Genomic DNA, 19267 nt, shown 5'->3' on the forward strand with positions numbered 1-19267 from the left:
GTCGATTTTCAAAGAGGAACTGTCTTGAAGAATTCCCTTACTACGGCCGGCGTTTTGGCCGTCGCCGCTCTGCTTTGCGCGTGCAGCCCAGACAAGCCGTCCGTGCAGGCGCCACGACCAGTGCGCACCGTTGAAATCAGCTACGACAATGCCCACGAAAGCAGTCGCTACGTGGGCACCGTACAGTCGCGGCGTGAAGTCGACCAAGCCTTCCGCGTGGGCGGCAAGGTAGCCCAACGCAAGGTCGACGTAGGTCAGTTTGTGCGTGAAGGCGACGTATTGGCTGTGCTGGATGACAGCGACTACCGCCTCGCTGAGGAAGCATCGCGACAACAGTGGACGGTTTCCGTCGAGCAGACTCGCCAGGCCGATTCTGATCGCCAGCGCCTGACCGCGCTGAAGACTGACGGCTCGGTCAGTGCGGCCGACGACGAGCGCGCACATACGAATGCCCAAACCGCGCATGCGACCGCCGAGGCTGAAGCGCGAAAGCTTGATCTCGCACGCAACCGGCTCAAGTACACCGTTCTACGCGCTTCCCGTAACGGTGTTGTCACAGCTGTGCGCGTCGAGGCAGGCCAGGTCGTGGCGGAGGGCCAACCGGTAGTCTCGATTGCGAATCCGGATGAATCGGAGATCGTCATCGACGTGCCCGAAGATCAGTTGTCCGCCTTCAAGAACGCGCAGTTCAAGGCATCGCTGGCCAGTGCGCCGAACGAGGTATTCGATGTCACGCTGCGCGAGCTGTCGCCGCAGGCTGCGGCGCAGACACGTACCTATCGCGCGCGGCTTAAGCCTGTACAGGCGCTGCCTCTGGGCGCCACCGCCACAGTCATGGCCGAGCGCGAAATGACAAGTGTCTCGGTAGCGGCGGTACCCGCCACGGCACTGACGCAAAGCAGCGGCCAGCCGGCGCTGTGGGTGGTCACGCCCGAGGGCAAAGACCCGGTAGGCATCGTCGAACTGGAGCGTGTGGCCGTTTGGGGCTACCGCAAAGATGAGGTGCTCGTCTCTGGGCCCAAGGCTGGCGTATTGGTCGTCACCGCCGGCGTCCAGAAAATGACTTCCGGACTGAAGGTCGCGCTACCCGTGACGACAATCGTTGACGCGAACACCACGCAGCAGGCCGCCCGATGAACAATTTCAACCTTACCGACTGGGCGCTGCGTCATCGCGCCATCGTCCTGTTCATGCTCCTCCTTGTCGCGGTGGCCGGCGTCTTCAGCTTCGTCAAGTTGGGTCAGCTCGAGGATCCGAACTTTTCCGTGCCCTCCATGACTACCATGGTCATCTGGCCGGGCGCCACCGCCCAGCAGATGCAGGACCAGGTCCTGAACCGCATGGAGAAGAAATTCGAGCAGATCGACAACTTCGAGAAAGTGGTCACTTACGCGCGGCAAGGCTACGCGGGTATGACACTCACCGTGCGCGGCGGCACCTCCAAGGCCGATCAGCGCGAGGCCTGGTATCAGGCACGCAAGAAACTCAATGACCTGAGCCTTGAGCTGCCTGACGGGGTGATCGGCCCGATCGTAAACGACGAATACGGCGACGTGTATGGCCTGATGTACGCGGTCAAGGGCGATGGTATTGACCATGCTGACTTGTCGGATGCCGCCGAGGACATCAAGCGCCGCATGCTGAAGGTGCCGATGGTCAAGAAGATCGATGTGATCGGCAAGCAGGCCAAGCGTGTCTACGTCGAGTTCTCGCACGAGCGCCTGGCAGCGCTGGGCATTACACCGCTGGCCATCGCCGAAAGCCTCAAGAGCCAGAACGCCATGTTGCCCGCAGGCCAGATCGACACCAACGGCGACCGCGTCATGGTGCGCGTGAGCGGCCAGTTCACCAGCGAAGAGGCTATCCGCAACGTTCCCATCGCCGCAGGCGGCCGGCAGATCAAGCTCGGCGACGTTGCGACCGTTACACGTGGCTTTGAGGATCCGCCAACCTACACGGTTCGCCACAACGGCCAGCCAGTGCTGATGCTAGGCATCACGATGACCAGCGACGGCAACATCGTGGACCTCGGCAACGCGATGGAGACGGCGGTCGACAAGATCCAGTCCGAGCTGCCGCACGGCGTGGAGCTGGAACGCGTAGCCGACCAGCCCTCCACTGTGAAAGACGCGATCTGGGACTTCGAGCGGTCACTGATGGAGGCGCTGATCATCGTCATCGCGGTGAGCCTGGCCAGCCTGGGTTGGCGCACTGGCATTGTGGTCGCGACCTCGGTGCCGCTGGTGCTGGGTGGTGTGGCGCTGGTGATGCTGGCGATGGGTTGGAACCTCGAGCGCATCTCGCTCGGCTCACTGATCATCGCGCTCGGCCTGCTGGTCGATGACGCGATCATCGCTATCGAAATGATGGTGGTGAAGATGGAGGCCGGCATGGACCGCGTGAAGGCGGCCGCCTTCTCCTATCAGTCCACCGCCATGCCGCGCCTGACCGGGGCACTCATCACCGTCGTGGGCTTCCTGCCCATCGGCCTTTCGAAGTCCACCACCGGCGAGTACGCGGGTGGCATTTTCTGGATCGTCGGCGCCGCAGTGCTGTTCTCGTGGATTTGCTCGGGTATCTTCACACCGTACCTGGCGGTCAAGATGCTGCCCAAAGACTTCGGCAAGCACCAGCATGCCGGTGATCCGTATGACACGAAGCCCTACCGCAGGCTGCGTGGCCTGATCGATACCGCCATTGAGCGCCGCTGGGTTGTCATCGGAGCAACGTTTGGAGCCCTGGCACTTGCACTGGCCGGCATGAAGTTTGTGCCGCAGCAATTCTTCCCCAACAGTTCGCGCCCTGAGTTGGTCATCGACCTGCGCTTGAAAGAGGGCTCGTCCATCGCGGCGACCACCGAGCAGGTGAAACGGATGGAGGCGTTGCTGTCAAAGGACGAAGAGGTCAAGTACTTCACCGCCTACACCGGCGCCGGCGCACCGCGCTTCTACCTCTCTCTCAACCCCGAGCTGCCGAACCCGGGCTTTTCCCAGTTCGTTGTGATGACCAAGGACCTGGATGCTCGCGAGCGGGTACGTGCGCGACTGGTGGCCTCGGCCGACCAACAATTCCCGCAGGCATGGGTGCGTGTAACCCGGCTTGAGCTGGGTCCACCCGTCGGCTACCCCGTGCAATTCCGCGTCGTGGGGCCCGATACCCAGGTTGTACGCCAAATTGCCCGCCAGGTGGAGAAGGTGGTCGGGTCCAACTCGAAGGTGCGTGATCTCCAGCTCGACTGGAACGACCCGGTTCGCACGCTGAAGGTCGAGCTTGATCAGGACAAGGCGAGCGCGCTCGGCCTCACGCCGGCCGACGTGTCGCTGGCGACCCAGACCGTGATGAACGGCGCTACCTTGTCGCAGCTACGTGAGCACGAGGACCTGATCGACATCGTCGCTCGTGCCGTGCCCGCTGAGCGCCTGAGCCTCGACACACTGAAAGACATCAACCTCTATACGCGTCAGGGCACGGTGGTGCCGCTGTCGCAAGTCGCACAGGTGCGCGCTGAACTGGAAGAGCCGGTACTGTGGCGTCGTAATCGCGAAATGGCGATCACTGTGCGTGCCGATGTGAAGGACGGTGAACAGGGTGTATCCGTGACGCAGGAAATCCAGCCATTGCTTAAGGACCTCGAAGCCAAGCTGCCGACCGGTTACCGCATCGATGTGGGCGGAGCGGTTGAGGAAAGTGACAAGGCCAACAAAGCGCTACTCGCGGTGGCCCCGCTGATGCTGGTCACTATCCTTCTGTTGCTTATGCTGCAACTGCAGAACTTTTCCCGCATGTGGATGGTGGTGCTGACCGCACCGCTGGGCTTGATCGGAGTGGTGCCAGCGCTGCTGGTGTTCCAGTCGCCGCTGGGCTTTGTTGCGATCCTGGGGATCATCGCACTGGGTGGCATGATCATGCGCAACGCGGTGATCCTGATCGATCAAGTGCAAATCGAGATCGCTGAAGGGCGCGACCCGTGGAATGCTGTGCTGGATGCCGCCATCCACCGAGCCCGTCCAGTGATGCTGACGGCGCTGGCCACCGTGCTTGCAATGATCCCGTTAACGCGCAGTGTGTTCTGGGGCCCCATGGCAATCGCGATCATGGGCGGCCTTACCGTGGCAACACTGCTGACGATTTTCTTCGTCCCGGCGTTGTACGCAGCATGGTTCAAGGTGGGTCGCCAGGCGGCCGATGACACCCAACAGGTCCGGGGGGACGCCGCGCTCGCATCTGAGTGAGCCGCTATATATCCGTGAATGAAACACCCCATCGGTTGCATCCAGCCTTTGGGGTGCAATTCATCAAGCCATCAAGAGCGTCCTACGGAACCTGTGACCGGAAGATTCCCCAGCAAGTGGAGCCCGGTACTCTTCACGAAAGCGTCATAGTCCATCGGTCTCTCGATACGGGTTTCAGCGTTGGGCAGTACGTAGGCCCAGGCACGCTTGGACGATGCGTCATAAACCAGCTTGAACAGGCGGGTCGGCACCCAGACCTTGTTGTCGCCGATGGTGGTGTGGCCTGAGTCAAAGAGCGGGCCGGTAAAGACAAAAACATTGCCATCGGCGCGCTTGGCAAATTTTCTGACATCCGCCTCGACCTTGCTCCAGATCTTTCGATTGTTGGTCGGGTCTTGCGGCACCATGTTCGACAGCGCAAAGGATTGGGCCATTGCATTGGGGTTCGGTGCATCGGCTGCCGGGGATTGATGGCCACGGTCCACGGCCGGATGTTGGCTACGGTAGTCGCTCAACTCTGCCCGTCCACTCTTGGGGATGCGTGGGTCCGGGTAGAACTGGTTGGTGCGCTCCTCCCCTTTGGCATCCTGCAACTGGGCGGCATTAAGGCGTTCGACCACTACCAGCGGCGTCTTGCTGGTTTGCGAGTACAGCACCGCAAAGTTGTCGGAACACAGGGCCAGGGGTTTCATGGTTGCAGGCACAGTGGCCATGTTGATCGGTTTGGCTGCCGGGAACAGATCTGTGCAGCCGTCAAACGATGCCAGTTTCTGTTTGTTTGAATAAAGCTCCAGGGCCGCGTTCTGGTTGATCGAACCCGAGTGGGACGCTTGTTCCTGATGCTGGGTGGGCGGTTTGAGGAGATCCAGCAGACTGCGGGCTTCTGCCCCGGTCGAGAGCAAAACAAGGGCCGACAGCCCAACTGCAATTTTGCGTAGGTGCATGCTTTTAATCTTCGAATTGGATTGAGGGGTAAACGTACAGCGAGTCCCGATACACGGAACCAGGTAGAGGCGGTTGCTGATTATCTTGCGGCGAGCATGCTTTCACTGTCCTTGATCAAAATGCCGATACGGATCCGGTCGGCTCCGAGCAGTACGACCGCTGACGGTCGTGCGGGATTTATTGACCATGACAAGTCACTTTAGTGCTGAGCAGCGCTTACATTCTACTGGCCAATGTCTAAGCGGACTCCTTAACTGGCGCGAAGCGTTGCGCGTACTCCTTTGGACTCACCCCCATGCGTCGCACGAAGGCTTTTCTGAGCACGTCGACACTGTGATAGCCGCATCGGCGCGCAACCCCTTCCATCGACCGCCTTCCCAGCTCTATTTGCCGACAGGCCGCTTCGACCCGGACGTCCTCGACGTACTTCGCAGGCGTTGTCTTGAATTCCCGCTGAAACATGCGAATCACGCAGACCAATGCGAGCACAAGATCGATTCCCGCCCAGATGCCTGCCGAGATGGAAGCCGCGAGCTCAGGTGACGGCGTTTTTGTGCTGGATGGGCAAATGGTCGATGCGCCGGTCATTGGACGCGCGCAAGCCATTCTGATGCGCGCGATTTGACTCTGACAGCTCATCTGCTGCGTGCACCCGGAAGTAGAAATCAAGCCCCGAAAAAACACGGGGCTTGATGTGAATCACACCTCATCAGAATTTACGTCCGCTTCCAGGGCCTTGTTCACCTCCTTTGCGACCTGCTTCTGAGGCTTTATCTCTGTCGTCGGCAAAGTTACCGCCGCGACCACTTCCCTGGCCGCCGCTGGTCGAGCGATCCGCATCGGTGGATTGCCGACCGCCCGAAGCCTGGCCACCTTTCTGGCCCGACTGCGAGGCTTTGTCGCTGTCGTCGGTAAAGCTGCCTCCGCGTCCTGCGCCCTGACCACCGCCGGACATACGGTCAGCATCTTTTGACTGCTGTCCGCCTGAAGCCATGCCACCTTTTTGGCCAGCCTCAGAAGCCCGTTGAGGATCGTTGGCAAAATTACCGCTTGATGCCTCTCCGCCTTTCTTGCCGGCTTCTGAGGCTTTGTCCCGGTCTTTGCCAAAGTTTCCGGGGTTGTTGTTTCCAGTGTTAGCCATTTTTGTTCACCTCTTTCTCAAGGACGAGCGCGTGTGCTCGCCTTCAATTACGAGGTCATCAAAAATCGAAAGTTTGAACGAAAATGCTCCTCTCGGGACGGGCGGAATGGACAAGATAGTTCCCGAAAAATCTGTCCTGAGCGACTGGCGGCACAGTCACCGCCGATCACCCTGCGATTGGATTATTTTTCAAAAGAGTTCAGATTTTTACTAGGTTATAAAGGCTTTTGAATCCCGCGAACGTCGTGCTTGGGAGGTCAGTCGATGACCGAACACATCGTCCATTTTCACTGCCAGATCGATCAGGGAACGACCGAGCGCTTCAGGGATTGTTGTCTTGAAGCCATCGATCAAGGTGCCACGTCGCTGCTGTTGAACCTGTCCACGTGTGGTGGCAGCACCAATTTCGGCTTCACGCTCTATACCTTCCTGAAGTCATTGCCGGTGCCGCTGTGCGCGATTAATGCGGGCAACATCGAATCGATGGGCATTATCATGTTTTTAGCAGCAAGCCGACGCATCACGTCGCCGCATGCGCGCTTCCTGATTCACCCCATGAACTGGTACTTCAGTCAAAAATCGGTCGACCATCAACGCTTGCGCGAATACCTGTCGAGCCTCGACAACGACCTCGCCCGCTATGTACAGATTTTCAACCTCGAAACCGCTGAAGCAGAAACCAAACTCGATATTTTCCATTGCCTTTCAGCGGAAGAGAAAGTCATCGCAGCCCACGAATCCCTGGCCTACGGCATCGCTCATGAGATGCAGCAGATGGTCTTCGCCGACGATGTCAAACACTGGAAAGTCAGCGGTGGTTGAGGTCAGCGCGCTCAGTCAAGCCACCCCGATCCGTGTAGCAGCTGCGTTGTGGCGAGGGGATTTATCCCCGTTCGGCTGCGCAGCAGTCGTGAATTCAGACAACACGGTGCATCAGATAGATCGTGCGTTCAGGTTTTACGACTGCTTCGCAGCCGAACGGGGATAAATCCCCTCGCCACAACGCAGCTGCTACAGGGTAGGCATCGCTATTGATCACAAGGCTATTGCGCCGTTTCCATCAGCAACTTGCGAGTAGGTTGTTCCATGGCGTAGGCGACCAGTAATCGGCGCTGCACGGAAAAAAATACCCGATTCAAACGCTTCAGAGGGGCTGCCAAACACTTTGAATTTTTCTTGACGCGCTCACTCCTTTGTCTATGAACATAAGGAGGGGTCTCATGAACCGCACCGATCTCTTCATCATCGAGTACAAGCTCCATGGAGAGCCGAGGTCCTTCATCATCAGGGCAAAGACAATGTGCAATGCGGATGCCTGGCATTGGGCGAGTTGTGATGCCGGATTGGCACCTATTCCCAGACCCGGGAAACCGCCGCTTAAAGTCGTATCCAAACCCCAGGCTGAGCGATACGGGGTCACTGATGTGAAATGGCGCGAGTCCGCAGCGCTGGATTGGACGGATATTTAGTCTTTATGAACGGTCAGCGGTCATCGCGATGACCGTAATAAGAACAGATAAAAAAACGGGAGGTCAGTTCAGACCTCCCGTCTTTCATTCGACCTTTTACGAAGTGCCTAATCCTCGAGATAGATCGGCAGGCGAATCGGATGCTGGACGGCGCTCGCCATCCGGTCTGATTTGCGTGCCCGAATGATTGCGGCCATCCCGGTACTGAACGCGACAGCCGACTCTGCGCTTTCAAGCTCGCAGAGTTTGTCTTCCAGGACAGAGACCGTAGGGTTGCTCATGCGGCTGTAAATGAAGCCCGGTTCTTTACCCAATGCCACGTCATACCATTCATCGATGTCTTGGTAACCGTAGGCGGCACTGACTACGATGGGAGTTTGGGTAGCGTTGTAGGGATGCTGAACTTGCTCCCCTCCCCAAACCACTCGCGTCCCCAAACCAGCACCCTGGCTATGGCCGGGTTTTGTCTTGTCATCCATAAATCTATCTCGCATCGATGAAACACAGATGTGTTCCGATTGGGCTTGCGATGACTATAGGGAAGGCTTGAGCGTGTGAAAAATCATGTTATCTGGGGCTAAGGGGTGGTTTTTTTAATGGATGATCGATATGAAAGAGCTTTTGAAGGGGTCGCCAGATACAGTCGCGCCACGCTGAATCGGCGGTCCCGAAGTCGAAAAGATCACCCCGTATTATTCAGGATTTCAAAATTTTGATACTTGCGAAGGTTGACTCATCACGTGCCTGATCCAGCAAGCTCATCGGCCTTGCCAATGGCAATGCCTGCGCAATCGTTCTTGCTGTCACTAGCGGTTGCGATTCCGCCACCAGGCGCTCGTCGCTGGGTGGAATGCCGAAACACTCGCGATAGCACTTGGAAAAATGGGGCGTGGACACAAAGCCACACACCACCGACAACTCTACGATGGAGATCGGCGTTTGCTTGAGCAACTGACGTGCGCGAATCAGGCGCAGTTTGAGGTAATACCGCGAAGGCGAGGAATGTAGGTATTTCTGAAACAACCGCTCAAGCTGTCGACGTGACAAGCCGACATAATTTGCCAGCTCGTCCAGATCAATCGGCTCTTCCAGATTGGCCTCCATCAAGGCGACGACTTCCTGCAACTTTGGTTGATGGGTACCGAGCATGTGCTTGAGGGGCACTCGTTGGTGATCCTGCTCGTTGCGGATTCGCTCGTAGACGAACATTTCGGAGATGGCCGCTGATAGCTCATGACCGTGATCACGACTGATCAGGTGCAGCATCATGTCCATTGGCGCGGTTCCACCAGAGCTGGTGAAGCGATCTCGGTCGAGGGTGAATAAACTGGAGCTGAGGTTCACTAGCGGGAAAGCTTCCTGCATGGCGGCCAGAAATTCCCAGTGCACACTGCAATCAAAGCCATCGAGCAGGCCCGCCTTGGCCAAGGCCCAACTGCCAGTGCACACGCCGCCGATCCGCTTCGAACGTCGCGCCAGGGCTCGCAACCAGGTTACGTGCTCCCGGGTCACAGCGCTTTGAATGCCAATGCCACCGCAGACGATCACGGTATCAAGCATCGGTGCGTTAATGATCGAGGTGTCCGGAGTGATCGGCATGCCGTCGCTTGCCCAGACCTGCTCTCCCCCCAAACTCAAGGTATGCCAACGATAGAGCTCTTGACCGGTCAACTGATTGGCCATGCGTAGAGGCTCTACTGCAGACGCCAGCGAGATCAACGTGAATTGGTCCAGCAGCAAGAAACCGATAGTTTGAGGAGGAGCGGCCTTGGAGGTGTCGTATGCCATCGAAGATTATTCTCGCAGTGACGGTAGTGGCCCGTGGCGCAGGCGGCTTTTGCCGCCTCGCCACTGCTCGAGCACTGATGAGGTCGCCAGCAGGTTTACGCTGGATGGCTGCTATGCACTTTCCGCCGACACCGCCCGCTGCGGCTGACCATGGTGACGCGTAGTCACAAGGCCGATAAAGGAAATCACCAGCGCCAGGCCGATGGTCGAAGAAACCTCCATACGGTGCTCGGGGGTCACCATCATCACCGCCAACGCAGCGCAGATGAACACGATGACCAACCAGGTGAGCCAGGGAAACAGCCACATCTTGAAGGTTAACGTGACGTTCTGCCGACGCAGAATCTTGCGCATGCGCAATTGCGACACGGCGATAACCAGGTACACCAGCAAGGCGATGGCGCCGGAACTGGCGAGCAGAAACTGGAACAGTCCGGCAGGCATGAAATAGCTGAACAAAGTCACGCCGGCACCCAGTATGGTGCTGGCGATCACCGCAGCTCTCGGCACGCCCGCCGACGACGTCACCTTCAGCGGCTCCGGTGCATCACCGCGCTTGCCCAGCGAGAACAGCATGCGCGAGGAAATATAGATCGACGAGTTCATGCAACTGGCCACGGCAATCAATACCACCACATCCACCAGTAACTTGGCGTGGGGAATGTTCATCAGTTCCAGCGCTCGCTGGTACGAGCCCACCGACGCCAGCAATGGATCATTCCAGGGCACCACGGAAATGACCACGAAAATGGACAGCAGGTAGAACACCCCAATGCGCCAGATCACCGAACGTGTGGCTTTGGCAATGTTCTGCGCAGGATTGCTGGATTCGGCGGCAGCAATGGTTACCGCTTCTGTACCGATGAAGCTGAACATGATGGTGATGAAAGCACCTACGACCGCTGACAAGCCATTGGGCGCAAACCCGCCATGTTCCTCCATGAGTCGACTCAACCCGCTGGCTTCCCGCTCGGGAATCCAACCCATCAACACCGCAAAACCAAGACCGATAAAGCCGATGATCGCCACGACCTTGGCCATCGCAAACCAGAATTCGAACTCGCCGTATTTGGACACGCTGAACAGGTTGGTCACGACCAACAGGATGATCGACAGCAAGGCAAACAACCAGGTGTCGATCTGCGGGAACCATTGATTCATGACATGCCCGGCTGCGAGCGCCTCGATGGGTATCACCAGCACCCAGAACCACCAATAGAGCCAGCCGATGGTGAAGCCGGCCCAACGCCCGATCGCCTGATCGGCATAGGTTGAGAAAGAACCGGTGTCCGGGTTGGCCACTGCCATTTCGCCCAGCATGCGCATGACCAATACGACCAACAGGCCGGAGCACAGATAAGCCAGCAATACCGCCGGACCGGCAGCAGCGATGGCATGTCCCGACCCAACAAACAAGCCTGCGCCGATAATCCCCGCGATGGAAAGCATGGTGACGTGTCGCGGCTTGAAACCCTGTGCCAACTGACCGTTCGAATCTTTGGAGTTCAGGCTATTCATTGTTTTTTTTTGTTCTCTGGTGATCGACGTTAGCGCGTGCTGACTGAGGGTCAGGCGATCATCATTTCTTCCTGTTGCCCCTTATCGAAAGCGGCGAACCTCAGCGCTTTGGAGCATTCCCCATCAGTCAACGCAACTGCACACTGACATGAAATGACACGCCACCTTACGCGCCCACTCATCCACGCAAGTAGCCTGAGCGCGCCACGTGCGAGTCTGATTTCGACATGCATCAGTGCGTAGGGTCTCTGGCCTTCAAGAAGAGATCCCTCATCCAACCGATAAATTGACCGCCGGAAGTAGACTTTAAGGCCCCACATCTTCTTTTCCGACGTACAACCTGTCCTTTGGGAATTACTTCTTAATCTTTCACTCATTGCTGCCGATGCCTCTAGATTAGGGCATAGGAGCAATACAGATGAGAAACAACCAACCGGTTACGCAGCGCGAGGTTGCCCTTGGACCTCAACAAAAACTCATCTCGACAACGGATGCACGAGGTGTCATCACGTACTGCAATGACGCCTTTGTTGATATCAGCGGTTTCAACAAGTCCGACCTGATCGGCGCGCCTCAAAACATCGTTCGTCACCCCGACGTACCCTCCGCCATCTTTGCCCATATGTGGGGCGCGCTGAAGCAAGGCAAGCCGTGGATGGGCATCGTCAAGAACCGCTCCAAAAACGGCGACCACTACTGGGTCAACGCCTACGTCACGCCGATTTTCGAAGGTCGTGAGGTCGTTGGCTATGAATCGGTCAGGGTCAAGCCGACGGCCGAGCAGATCCGCCGCGCCGAAGCTCTCTATAAACGCATCACTCTTGGAAAATCAGCCGTCCCCGGCAGCGATCAATGGCAACCCGCCCTACTCGCCTGGTTGCCTGTTGTGACGATCGGATTGGTGGGGACGCTGGGCGGCATGTTCCTCAGCGCGCCTGAGGCTTTCATTTTGGCCGTCGGGGTATCGATTCCCATCGGGTTGCTTGTGTCCCGCAGACAAAACCGAGGGGCGCTGCATCTATTGGAAATGGCTGAGGCCTCAACCTCCGACTCGTTGCTGGCCAAAATGTACAGCGATGAACGCGGTCCTCAGGCACGCCTTGAAACGGCATTTGTCAGTCAGGCGTCTCGGCTCAAGACCTGCCTCACTCGGCTGCAAGACACGGCAGAGCAACTGACCAGTCTGGCGGGGAGATCCGATGGCCTCGCCGCCGATAGCTCTCGTGGACTGGACCGCCAACGGGTCGAGACCGAGCAGGTGTCGGCCGCAGTCAATCAAATGGCGGCCACCACCCAGGAAGTCGCCAGCCACGTCCAGCGTACTGCCGACGCCACTCAAGAAGCCAATGTGCTGACCGGACGTGGACGCGAGGTGGCCCGAGACACTCGAGAAGCCATTCAGCGCCTCTCCGTCGTGGTGGGCGAGACAGGGCTGACAGTGGCGCAGTTAGCCAAGGACAGCCATGAAATCGGGACGGTGGTGGATGTCATCAAAGGCATTGCCGATCAGACTAACCTGCTCGCGCTGAACGCAGCCATCGAAGCCGCGCGCGCGGGCGACATGGGTCGAGGCTTCGCGGTCGTCGCTGATGAAGTGCGTCAGCTGGCCCAGCGCACGACTCAGTCCACGATCCAAATCCATAACCTGATTTCCAAGTTGCAGGTCTCATCCAGCAACGCGGTTAAAACCATGGAAAACGGACAGCGACAGGCCGAAGAAGGCGTGGCGTGGGTGCTTGAGGCAGACAAGGCATTAGTCGGTATCAGTGAGGCCGTCGCGAACATCACAGACATGACGACCCAGATTGCCGCTGCGACCGAAGAGCAAACCGCCGTGGCCGAGGAAATCAGTCGCAATATCACGACCATTGCTAATCTGGCGGACCAAACATCTGAACAAGCCAGGCATTCGGCGGAGCTGAGCAAGGAATTAACCCAGACCGCTCAAACCCAGTATTCATTGGTCGAGCGATTTAACCGATAACCCATCAACTTTCTTAAAAAAAGCCCGCTCCTGCGGGCTTTACAGTTCAGGCGCCTGATCAACTACTTTCCAATAAGTTTTGGCAAGGCGCTCAAAACGCTAAATGCCGGGTCAGTTGATCAACCGGCGGTGACGGTCATGCCGCCGTCGGCCATGACCACGGAGCCGACGATGAAGCTCGCGCGGTCCGAGGCGAGAAATGCCACAACTTCGGCGATTTCCTCGGGCTGCGCGGCACGACCAATGGGGGCTGCTTCACCGTGCTGGGCCAAAAAGCCAGGGCCGTCGTCAACCACGTCGTTGAGGATGTTGGTCACCACGTCGCCGACGCCGATAGCATTGACTCGAATGCCATGCTCAATCGCCTCGAGCGCCAGCGTGCGGGTCAACTGGGCCAATGCCCCTTTGGAAGCGGTGTAAGCGGCAATGGTTGGGAATGCGAAATAGGATGCGTAAGAGGCTATGTTGACGATAGCTCCCGATTTGTTGGGCATCATCGCCTTGACCGCTTCGCGGCAATGCAGGAAGGCCGCGGTTACGTTGACCGCCTGGATGCGCTCCCAGTCTGCGCGGGTCATGTCGATGACTAACTTATTGATGATGATCCCGGCGTTGTTGACCAGTATGTCCAGCCGACCGAACTTCTCGACGGCCAAACCGACTGCGCGCTCGGCGACGCCGTCTTCGGTGATATCGGCCACCAGTGGCACTAACCCGGGGCGGGCGAGTTCTTCGACGCAGGGATTGCGGTCTTCAGCAATGACCTTGGCGCCACGCGCGTGCAGCAACAATGCGATAGCCTTGCCGATGCCACTGGCGGCGCCGGTGACCAGCGCGACCTTGCCTTCGACTTCGTTGGGAATGCTGTGATTGATCTCAGTCATGGTGCTCTCCTGCCTTGCAAGCCGACGAGATATTCGGCGGCTCAGCGCCTGTGAGGCGCCGTCGTTATCGACGGCTTCACTGTCTCGCAATGGGGAGGGTTGGGCTTTCGCAGGCTTGCCGAAGCTGTCGGAGTTTTGCGCCAACGTTAAAGCGTCTGATGGAAGCCGAGGCTACGGTATTCTATTGATGCCAGCCCCCATCTGAGGGTGTTTCAATGGAGCCTCCTGTGCCCCAGCCCGAAAATGAAGTCCTGAAACCGATCGATGCTCAGCGCATCACGGCCGAATCGATGCCGCATCATCTGCCGGGCACACCGCAAGTGTTGCCGCTGCTCACGCAGATGCAGGATGTGATGGTGCAGGTGTTCAGCCATCACAGCACCGTCGAGCCGATACTGGTGCCCGCCGTGGTGGAGCCTCTGCTGGTATTGGTCCTGGCAGGAACGGCCAGGGTCGAGGAACGCTCGCTCGATGGGGCATGGAAAGCCGTCAATGTGCAGGCTGGCGACTTCTTTCTCACCAACACAAGCGAGCCCTATGAGATGCGTTGGCAGACGATGGGGTGCGACACCTTCGAAGTGATGCATCTGTATCTCGGCCTTCCACTGATCGACCAGGCTGTCCGTGACCTTCTGGGCGAGCACACCGTTGCGGTGAACTTCCTCGATATCTCCGGTGCCCAGGATGAGCGGGTAAATTTCATGCTTAATCAGCTGCGCTTCGAGCTGATCGAGGAGCGTAATCCCAGCCTGTTGTTCATACACAGCCTGGCTCAGGCGCTGACCGTTCATCTGATACGCCGTTATCTCGATCCGCACACCACTACCCGGCGCAGCAACGTACTACAAGCGTACAAGCTGCGCCGCGTCATCGATGCGATGAACGAGCACCTGGCCGATGACTTCCGCCTTGCGCATTTGGCTCAAATCGCCGATTTGAGCGAGTATCACTTCAGCCGGATGTTTAAGCGTGCCACGGGACTGTCACCATCGCAGTATTTCATCCGCCTGCGCATGAGTCGCGCCCGGCATCTACTGCTTGAGACCAATCGCAGCATTATTGATGTCGGATTGGAAGTTGGTTATGCCAGTCCCAGCCATTTCTCCCAGGTTTTTCGTCGCGAGGTGGGTGTCACGCCCAGCGCCTACCGCCAAGCGTGACATGCCCTACAGTTTCTGCGAGGCGCTCGCTCTAATCGAGTATCGCCCCTGCGCGATTAGTGGATCTTGAGGTTCGCCGCCAGAAAGTCCATGAAGGCTCTGACGCGTGTGGGCAACTTTCCTCCTTGCCCTACGTAAACCGCATGCACTTCAGTCTTTGCGATGGGCATGAAGTCCGCTAAAACCGGGAGAAGGCGGCCGTCCGCCAGATCGTGCTCGACCTGGCAAAACCCTACGCGCGCGAGGCCCAGGCCGAGGATTGCAAGTTCTCGTATTCCATTGCCGTCACTGGCCCGTGCGTTGCCGGTAACGGACACCGGTGTTAGCTGGCCGTTTGCGCCGACGAAGCTCCACTCCATCATCGGTGGGCTGAAGGTGCCCCCCAGACAGTTGTGATCTACAAGATCGGCTGGAGTTTTGGGTATGCCGCGTGCTGCAAGGTAGGCCGGCGATGCCACGATAAGACCTCTCGTCTCGCCCAATCGCCTGGCCACCAGATTGGAGCTTTTGAGCGGTCCGCTGCGGATGGCCACGTCAGCTCGTGCGCTGATCAGGTCGACGACTTCATCGCTGAGGAAAACCTCCACCGATACTCCAGGGTGGTGTTGCAAGAATGTCTTCAATAGGGGCAGCAGATACAAACGCCCGATATCGACGTTGCAGTTGACCCGCACTATTCCCTGAGGCGCGGAGCTGGCTGCTGCCTCCTGCTCGGCCTCATCGAGCGCCGCCAGGATAGTCAGGCTGCGCTCATAGAACGCGGCCCCTTCAGGCGTGAGCAACTGCCGCCTTGTTGAGCGATTGAGCAAACGCGTTCCCAAGCGGTTTTCCAGCCTTGAGACAAGCTTGCTGACCGCTGATGGGGTCATCGCACAGTTCTTGGCGGCAGCCGTGTAGCCGCCATCTTCAACGACCCTGACGAACACGTTCATTTCAGCGAAGCAGTTTATGTCCAACCGTCTCATATGAATTCAAGTCACAAGTTGTATGCCCCAGAACCGGCTATATCTGCCGCGTTGCCACTCATACTCTAATCCAGAGCCTGAAAGGCGGACGTGAAATTCAGCAAATGACGAGCCACCACTTGGATACCAAGTTTGGAGGGTGAGATGAATAGCGAGATAAAACTGGTCCTGATTCACGGTGCTCAGGATGAAGAAGGACTGAACACTGCACTGCTGAAATGGGTTTCTGATGTTTTAGCGCAACGTGCTGAGTTCGAGCCTTGGTTTATAGAACCTGCCAACCTCATAGCCAAGTCAGACAATGTGGCAGCTATACAGCGACAGGAAAGTCTTCGCCATTTGGCCGAAGCTGATGCATTCCTGATCATTACATCGGAACGGGCCAATGTTTATCACTCCGAGCTGAAAGCATTCATTGAGCAAGTTTCAATTCGTTGGCAGGCAAAACCGGTGGCATTCATCGGCTACGGCGGAGCGTCGGGTGGACGTTACGCGATTGATCAGCTTCGCCAGGTATTGGCCGAGCAACACGCGGTACCCATCTGCAATTTCGTGTCCTTCCCTAATCCTTGGGCGCTAATCGATGAGGCCGGGGGTATACGTCAGCCTGATCAAGCCAGGCTTCCAATGGCTCGAATGCTGGTACAGCTGAACTGGTGGGCGAGAGCCCTGAAGGCTGCGCGACAACAGATGCCCTATGAACGGGTGAGCTAAGCCTCAGTGCAAAAGCGCCGCCGCAGAAATGGGCAAAGGTTACGCAGTATCCGACTAACAGAAACTTGTTGCCCGTCCCTAACCTTGTTTCCAGACCCGCTTCCTGGGCGAACAGAAGAGGAAACCGATCATGTTGAACATCAAAGACAAAGTCATCGCAATCACCGGCGCAAGCAGCGGTATCGGTGAGGCTACCGCGCGACTGCTGGCTAGCCAAGGCGCGAAAGTAGTGCTTGGCGCTCGTCGTACCGACCGACTGGAAAGGATTGCAGGCGATATCAACGCCTCCTGCGGCAGGGCTGAATTCCGTGCTCTGGACGTCACAGACCGAAAGGATGTCCAGGACTTTATCGACTTCGCCGTTACCCGGTTCGATCGTGTTGATGTGCTGGTGAATAACGCTGGCGTGATGCCTCTTTCCAAACTTGAGGCACTCAAGGTGGATGAGTGGGACCGTATGATTGACGTGAACATTCGCGGAGTTCTGCACGGTATCGCTGCCACGTTGCCGCTGATGCAGCGCCAACGGGCTGGGCAGATCATCAATATTGCCTCTATTGGTGCCTATGCAGTGAGTCCCACTGCGGCCGTTTACTGCGCCACCAAGTACGCTGTCCGGGCCATTTCCGAAGGCCTTCGTCAAGAGGTTGGAGGCGATATTCGGGTTACCGTCATCGCTCCTGGTGTTACTGAGTCCGAGCTAGCCGAGAGCATCTCTGATGAGGGCGGCCGCGCAGAGATGAAAGAGTTTCGCAAGATCGCGATTTCGGCCGACGCCGTAGCAAGAGCAATTGCCTATGCCATTGAACAACCTGCGGATGTGGATGTAAGCGAGCTGATCGTTCGGCCCACGGCGAGCCCTTTCTGACGGAGTGCGCAATTACGGCGCTGGTCTTGCTGCCTGGCGCCTCAGCTTTCCAATTCGACTAGATGCCATTCCGAACGCCATGCGAGGCGATCAGCGAATAAGCCAATCAAGGAGCAACGATATGACTCATTCCTCAAGCGATCAAAACAGGTATGTCGGTATGTGGGTTACTGTGGATGGCCGCATACGTCATGAACTGCTTGCCGGTGGCCGCTATGACGAGGCCCGTGGCGCTAAGAAAAGTGCCTACCAAGGGCGTTACTGGCTCGAAGGAAACCACATCGAGCATGTAGACGACACAGGGTTCACCGCCGACGGTGAGTTCCGTGATGGGGTTCTCTATCACGCCGGCATGGTTCTGTATAAGGAACAGGAAAATAGAGCTGGCAACTAGCACCGAAACGGCGGCAGCTGTAGTCCGGACCGGGGTTGCTTTTTCTTCCTGTCGCCACTGTCAACGATGGGCTGTGGATTCAACCGGATCGACCTCGTCTCTACCGCCACATCACCTACAGCTGTCGATCAGGTGTTGGACGGTGATTGCGGCGTATCGGGATTGAGTTGCTGACGTCTGAATTGCCCAGGTGGCTGGCCATGTATCTGGCGAAAGCGTCGGGAGAAATAAGCCTCGTCAGCGAAACCGCACAACCTCGCCACCTCCCCCACCGGCCGGGTTCCATTGAGCAAGTAATTGCGCGCCGCGTGCATCCTGCGCTCGAGCACCAGCTCAGTGAAGGTCTTGCCGATTTCCTTGCGCAACCAGTGCGTCAGATACGTCGGTGACAGGTAGGTCGCAGCAGCCACCTTGATCAGGTTGAGATCGGGGTCGGCGATATTTTTGCGCAAGTATTCGGACATCCTGCTCAGCGCATCGCGGCGGCTGACTTCGGCGGCATTCTCTTCGGCCAATCGTTTGAGCGGCTCGGCATACAAGGCACAAACGCTCCCCACCAATTGCAGCAGCAACCCCTTGAGCATCTCGCGGGTGCCAAACTGACGGTTCTCATCCAGGACTCGCATCTGTTCGATCAAGGCACAGACTTTGCGGAAGTCCTCATCGTCCAGAATGAAATCCAGATGTTCCTGAAAGCGGAATGGCGACAACTCCGGCGCCAGGAGAATCGAGACTTCCTCCAGATCCATCGGGTCACACTGCAAGTGCGGTAGCAGGAAGGTCTGGGAAAAATTGATCACCATGAAATTGCTGTCGGCCGGATGCGGAATCACGTGCACGCGATGCGGCAGGATAAAGGCCAGCGTATTACGCGGAAACGGACGTTCGACATTACCGATGTGCTGCACGGTATCGCCACCGAGGTTGACCTGGATTTGGAAATACTCATGGCGATGCGGACTGGTTTCGGCGCTCCGACCCTTTTTGTCGCGGATGTAAAAGTCCGTCAATTCGCTGCGTTGCTGCATGACGTAAGTGGGCACTCGACTCGGTGACAACATCGCCTGAGGATCCTCGACAGGTACATGGACAGGTTGTCGTCGCGCCGCAATCTCGGCGGCGACTGCGGTGATTGTGAAGGCAGACCCCGTCGGCTTCAACATGTCATAGGATGACAGCGAAATGCAGAGAATTAATTGTATCCG

At 57.6% G+C, this 19267-nt stretch carries 16 protein-coding genes and 3 pseudogenes; 10 read left to right on the top strand and 9 right to left on the bottom strand.

Annotated features, from left to right (window positions below):
• The first annotated feature begins 24 nt into the window (after window positions 1–24).
• Both KW848_RS12915 and KW848_RS12920 read left to right on the top strand, forming a co-directional pair.
• Window positions 25–1137, top strand: coding sequence for an efflux RND transporter periplasmic adaptor subunit (locus tag KW848_RS12915; RefSeq protein ID WP_218537055.1), 1113 nt, complete (start codon window positions 25–27; stop codon window positions 1135–1137).
• The gene (locus tag KW848_RS12920) at window positions 1134–4232 is read left to right on the top strand and encodes an efflux RND transporter permease subunit (protein WP_218537056.1); all 3099 of its coding nucleotides are present in this window, start codon (window positions 1134–1136) and stop codon (window positions 4230–4232) included. The genes KW848_RS12915 and KW848_RS12920 overlap by 4 nt, the downstream gene beginning before the upstream one ends.
• Window positions 4233–4303: 71 nt before the next feature.
• Here the strand turns inward: KW848_RS12920 and KW848_RS12925 are convergent, their stop codons facing one another.
• Both KW848_RS12925 and KW848_RS12930 read right to left on the bottom strand, forming a co-directional pair.
• Window positions 4304–5176 (bottom strand): DNA/RNA non-specific endonuclease, encoded by an 873-nt coding sequence (locus KW848_RS12925; protein ID WP_218537057.1) that lies wholly within the window; start codon window positions 5174–5176, stop codon window positions 4304–4306.
• A gap of 238 nt (window positions 5177–5414) precedes the next feature.
• Window positions 5415–5648: pseudogene (locus KW848_RS12930) on the bottom strand (helix-turn-helix domain-containing protein); the annotation flags it as partial.
• Between the two features lie 49 nt (window positions 5649–5697).
• Between KW848_RS12930 and KW848_RS12935 the strand changes: the two are divergent.
• Window positions 5698–5802, top strand: a pseudogene (locus KW848_RS12935) (CoA ester lyase); the annotation flags it as partial.
• Window positions 5803–5886: 84 nt separating this feature from the next.
• Here KW848_RS12935 and KW848_RS12940 read toward each other — a convergent pair.
• Window positions 5887–6318 (bottom strand): general stress protein, encoded by a 432-nt coding sequence (locus KW848_RS12940; protein ID WP_218537058.1) that lies wholly within the window; start codon window positions 6316–6318, stop codon window positions 5887–5889.
• Between the two features lie 264 nt (window positions 6319–6582).
• On the opposite strand from KW848_RS12940, the gene KW848_RS12945 reads away from it, so the two are divergent.
• Together KW848_RS12945 and KW848_RS12950 are read left to right on the top strand one after the other, a co-directional pair.
• Entirely contained in the window at window positions 6583–7140 is a 558-nt protein-coding gene (locus tag KW848_RS12945; protein ID WP_111449600.1) for an ATP-dependent Clp protease proteolytic subunit, read from the top strand.
• A gap of 398 nt (window positions 7141–7538) precedes the next feature.
• On the top strand, window positions 7539–7787 hold the full coding sequence (locus tag KW848_RS12950; RefSeq protein WP_008154408.1) for a DUF6555 family protein: 249 nt from the start codon (window positions 7539–7541) through the stop codon (window positions 7785–7787).
• A 185-nt stretch (window positions 7788–7972) separates the two neighbouring features.
• On the opposite strand, the pseudogene KW848_RS12955 reads toward KW848_RS12950, so the two are convergent.
• The 3 genes and pseudogenes from KW848_RS12955 to gabP all read right to left on the bottom strand — a co-directional run.
• Window positions 7973–8266: pseudogene (locus KW848_RS12955) on the bottom strand (PLP-dependent transferase); the annotation flags it as partial.
• 217 nt (window positions 8267–8483) lie between these two features.
• Window positions 8484–9575, bottom strand: a complete 1092-nt coding sequence (locus KW848_RS12960; RefSeq protein WP_218537059.1) for a GlxA family transcriptional regulator — start codon at window positions 9573–9575, stop codon at window positions 8484–8486.
• 111 nt (window positions 9576–9686) lie between these two features.
• Complete coding sequence (gene gabP, locus KW848_RS12965) at window positions 9687–11093, bottom strand: GABA permease (RefSeq protein WP_192408174.1); 1407 nt, start codon at window positions 11091–11093, stop codon at window positions 9687–9689.
• Window positions 11094–11571: 478 nt separating this feature from the next.
• Here gabP and KW848_RS12970 point away from each other — a divergent pair, with 478 nt between their 5' ends.
• The gene (locus KW848_RS12970) at window positions 11572–13077 is read left to right on the top strand and encodes a methyl-accepting chemotaxis protein (RefSeq protein ID WP_375154716.1); all 1506 of its coding nucleotides are present in this window, start codon (window positions 11572–11574) and stop codon (window positions 13075–13077) included.
• Between the two features lie 119 nt (window positions 13078–13196).
• Here the strand turns inward: KW848_RS12970 and KW848_RS12975 are convergent, their stop codons facing one another.
• Window positions 13197–13961, bottom strand: a complete 765-nt coding sequence (locus KW848_RS12975; protein WP_192408170.1) for an SDR family NAD(P)-dependent oxidoreductase — start codon at window positions 13959–13961, stop codon at window positions 13197–13199.
• Window positions 13962–14176: 215 nt separating this feature from the next.
• Between KW848_RS12975 and KW848_RS12980 the strand changes: the two genes are divergently transcribed.
• On the top strand, window positions 14177–15121 hold the full coding sequence (locus KW848_RS12980) for a helix-turn-helix domain-containing protein (RefSeq protein WP_218537060.1): 945 nt from the start codon (window positions 14177–14179) through the stop codon (window positions 15119–15121).
• 56 nt (window positions 15122–15177) lie between these two features.
• Here KW848_RS12980 and KW848_RS12985 read toward each other — a convergent pair whose 3' ends face one another.
• Complete coding sequence (locus KW848_RS12985) at window positions 15178–16086, bottom strand: LysR family transcriptional regulator (protein WP_218537061.1); 909 nt, start codon at window positions 16084–16086, stop codon at window positions 15178–15180.
• A 144-nt stretch (window positions 16087–16230) separates the two neighbouring features.
• On the opposite strand from KW848_RS12985, the gene KW848_RS12990 reads away from it, so the two are divergent.
• The 3 genes from KW848_RS12990 (at window position 16231) to KW848_RS13000 (ending at window position 18062) form a co-directional block, all read left to right on the top strand.
• A complete protein-coding gene (locus KW848_RS12990; RefSeq protein WP_218537062.1) occupies window positions 16231–16800 on the top strand; it encodes an NADPH-dependent FMN reductase in 570 nt (189 codons plus the stop codon).
• Between the two features lie 130 nt (window positions 16801–16930).
• A complete protein-coding gene (locus KW848_RS12995; RefSeq protein WP_111449634.1) occupies window positions 16931–17668 on the top strand; it encodes an SDR family oxidoreductase in 738 nt (245 codons plus the stop codon).
• Between the two features lie 121 nt (window positions 17669–17789).
• Window positions 17790–18062 carry an Atu4866 domain-containing protein gene (locus KW848_RS13000; RefSeq protein ID WP_218537063.1) on the top strand — a complete coding sequence of 91 codons (273 nt, stop codon included), beginning with the start codon at window positions 17790–17792 and terminating at the stop codon, window positions 18060–18062.
• 128 nt (window positions 18063–18190) lie between these two features.
• Here the strand turns inward: KW848_RS13000 and KW848_RS13005 are convergent, their stop codons facing one another.
• Entirely contained in the window at window positions 18191–19123 is a 933-nt protein-coding gene (locus tag KW848_RS13005; RefSeq protein WP_218537064.1) for an AraC family transcriptional regulator, read from the bottom strand.
• Window positions 19124–19267 lie beyond the last annotated feature (144 nt).

It is taken from the genome of Pseudomonas sp. PDM25 (assembly GCF_019219045.1).
GTDB lineage: Bacteria > Pseudomonadota > Gammaproteobacteria > Pseudomonadales > Pseudomonadaceae > Aquipseudomonas.

What these genes read in the sequence shown, in the direction of transcription:
- KW848_RS12920 (WP_218537056.1), top strand. Translation starts at nt 1,134, where the DNA reads ATGAACAATTTCAACCTTACCGACTGGGCGCTGCGTCATCGCGCCATC.
- KW848_RS12925 (WP_218537057.1), bottom strand. Translation starts at nt 5,176, where the DNA reads ATGCACCTACGCAAAATTGCAGTTGGGCTGTCGGCCCTTGTTTTGCTC.
- KW848_RS12940 (WP_218537058.1), bottom strand. Translation starts at nt 6,318, where the DNA reads ATGGCTAACACTGGAAACAACAACCCCGGAAACTTTGGCAAAGACCGG.
- KW848_RS12945 (WP_111449600.1), top strand. Translation starts at nt 6,583, where the DNA reads ATGACCGAACACATCGTCCATTTTCACTGCCAGATCGATCAGGGAACG.
- KW848_RS12950 (WP_008154408.1), top strand. Translation starts at nt 7,539, where the DNA reads ATGAACCGCACCGATCTCTTCATCATCGAGTACAAGCTCCATGGAGAG.
- KW848_RS12960 (WP_218537059.1), bottom strand. Translation starts at nt 9,575, where the DNA reads ATGGCATACGACACCTCCAAGGCCGCTCCTCCTCAAACTATCGGTTTC.
- gabP (WP_192408174.1), bottom strand. Translation starts at nt 11,093, where the DNA reads ATGAATAGCCTGAACTCCAAAGATTCGAACGGTCAGTTGGCACAGGGT.
- KW848_RS12975 (WP_192408170.1), bottom strand. Translation starts at nt 13,961, where the DNA reads ATGACTGAGATCAATCACAGCATTCCCAACGAAGTCGAAGGCAAGGTC.
- KW848_RS12980 (WP_218537060.1), top strand. Translation starts at nt 14,177, where the DNA reads ATGGAGCCTCCTGTGCCCCAGCCCGAAAATGAAGTCCTGAAACCGATC.
- KW848_RS12985 (WP_218537061.1), bottom strand. Translation starts at nt 16,086, where the DNA reads ATGAGACGGTTGGACATAAACTGCTTCGCTGAAATGAACGTGTTCGTC.
- KW848_RS12990 (WP_218537062.1), top strand. Translation starts at nt 16,231, where the DNA reads ATGAATAGCGAGATAAAACTGGTCCTGATTCACGGTGCTCAGGATGAA.
- KW848_RS12995 (WP_111449634.1), top strand. Translation starts at nt 16,931, where the DNA reads ATGTTGAACATCAAAGACAAAGTCATCGCAATCACCGGCGCAAGCAGC.
- KW848_RS13000 (WP_218537063.1), top strand. Translation starts at nt 17,790, where the DNA reads ATGACTCATTCCTCAAGCGATCAAAACAGGTATGTCGGTATGTGGGTT.
- KW848_RS13005 (WP_218537064.1), bottom strand. Translation starts at nt 19,123, where the DNA reads ATGTTGTCACCGAGTCGAGTGCCCACTTACGTCATGCAGCAACGCAGC.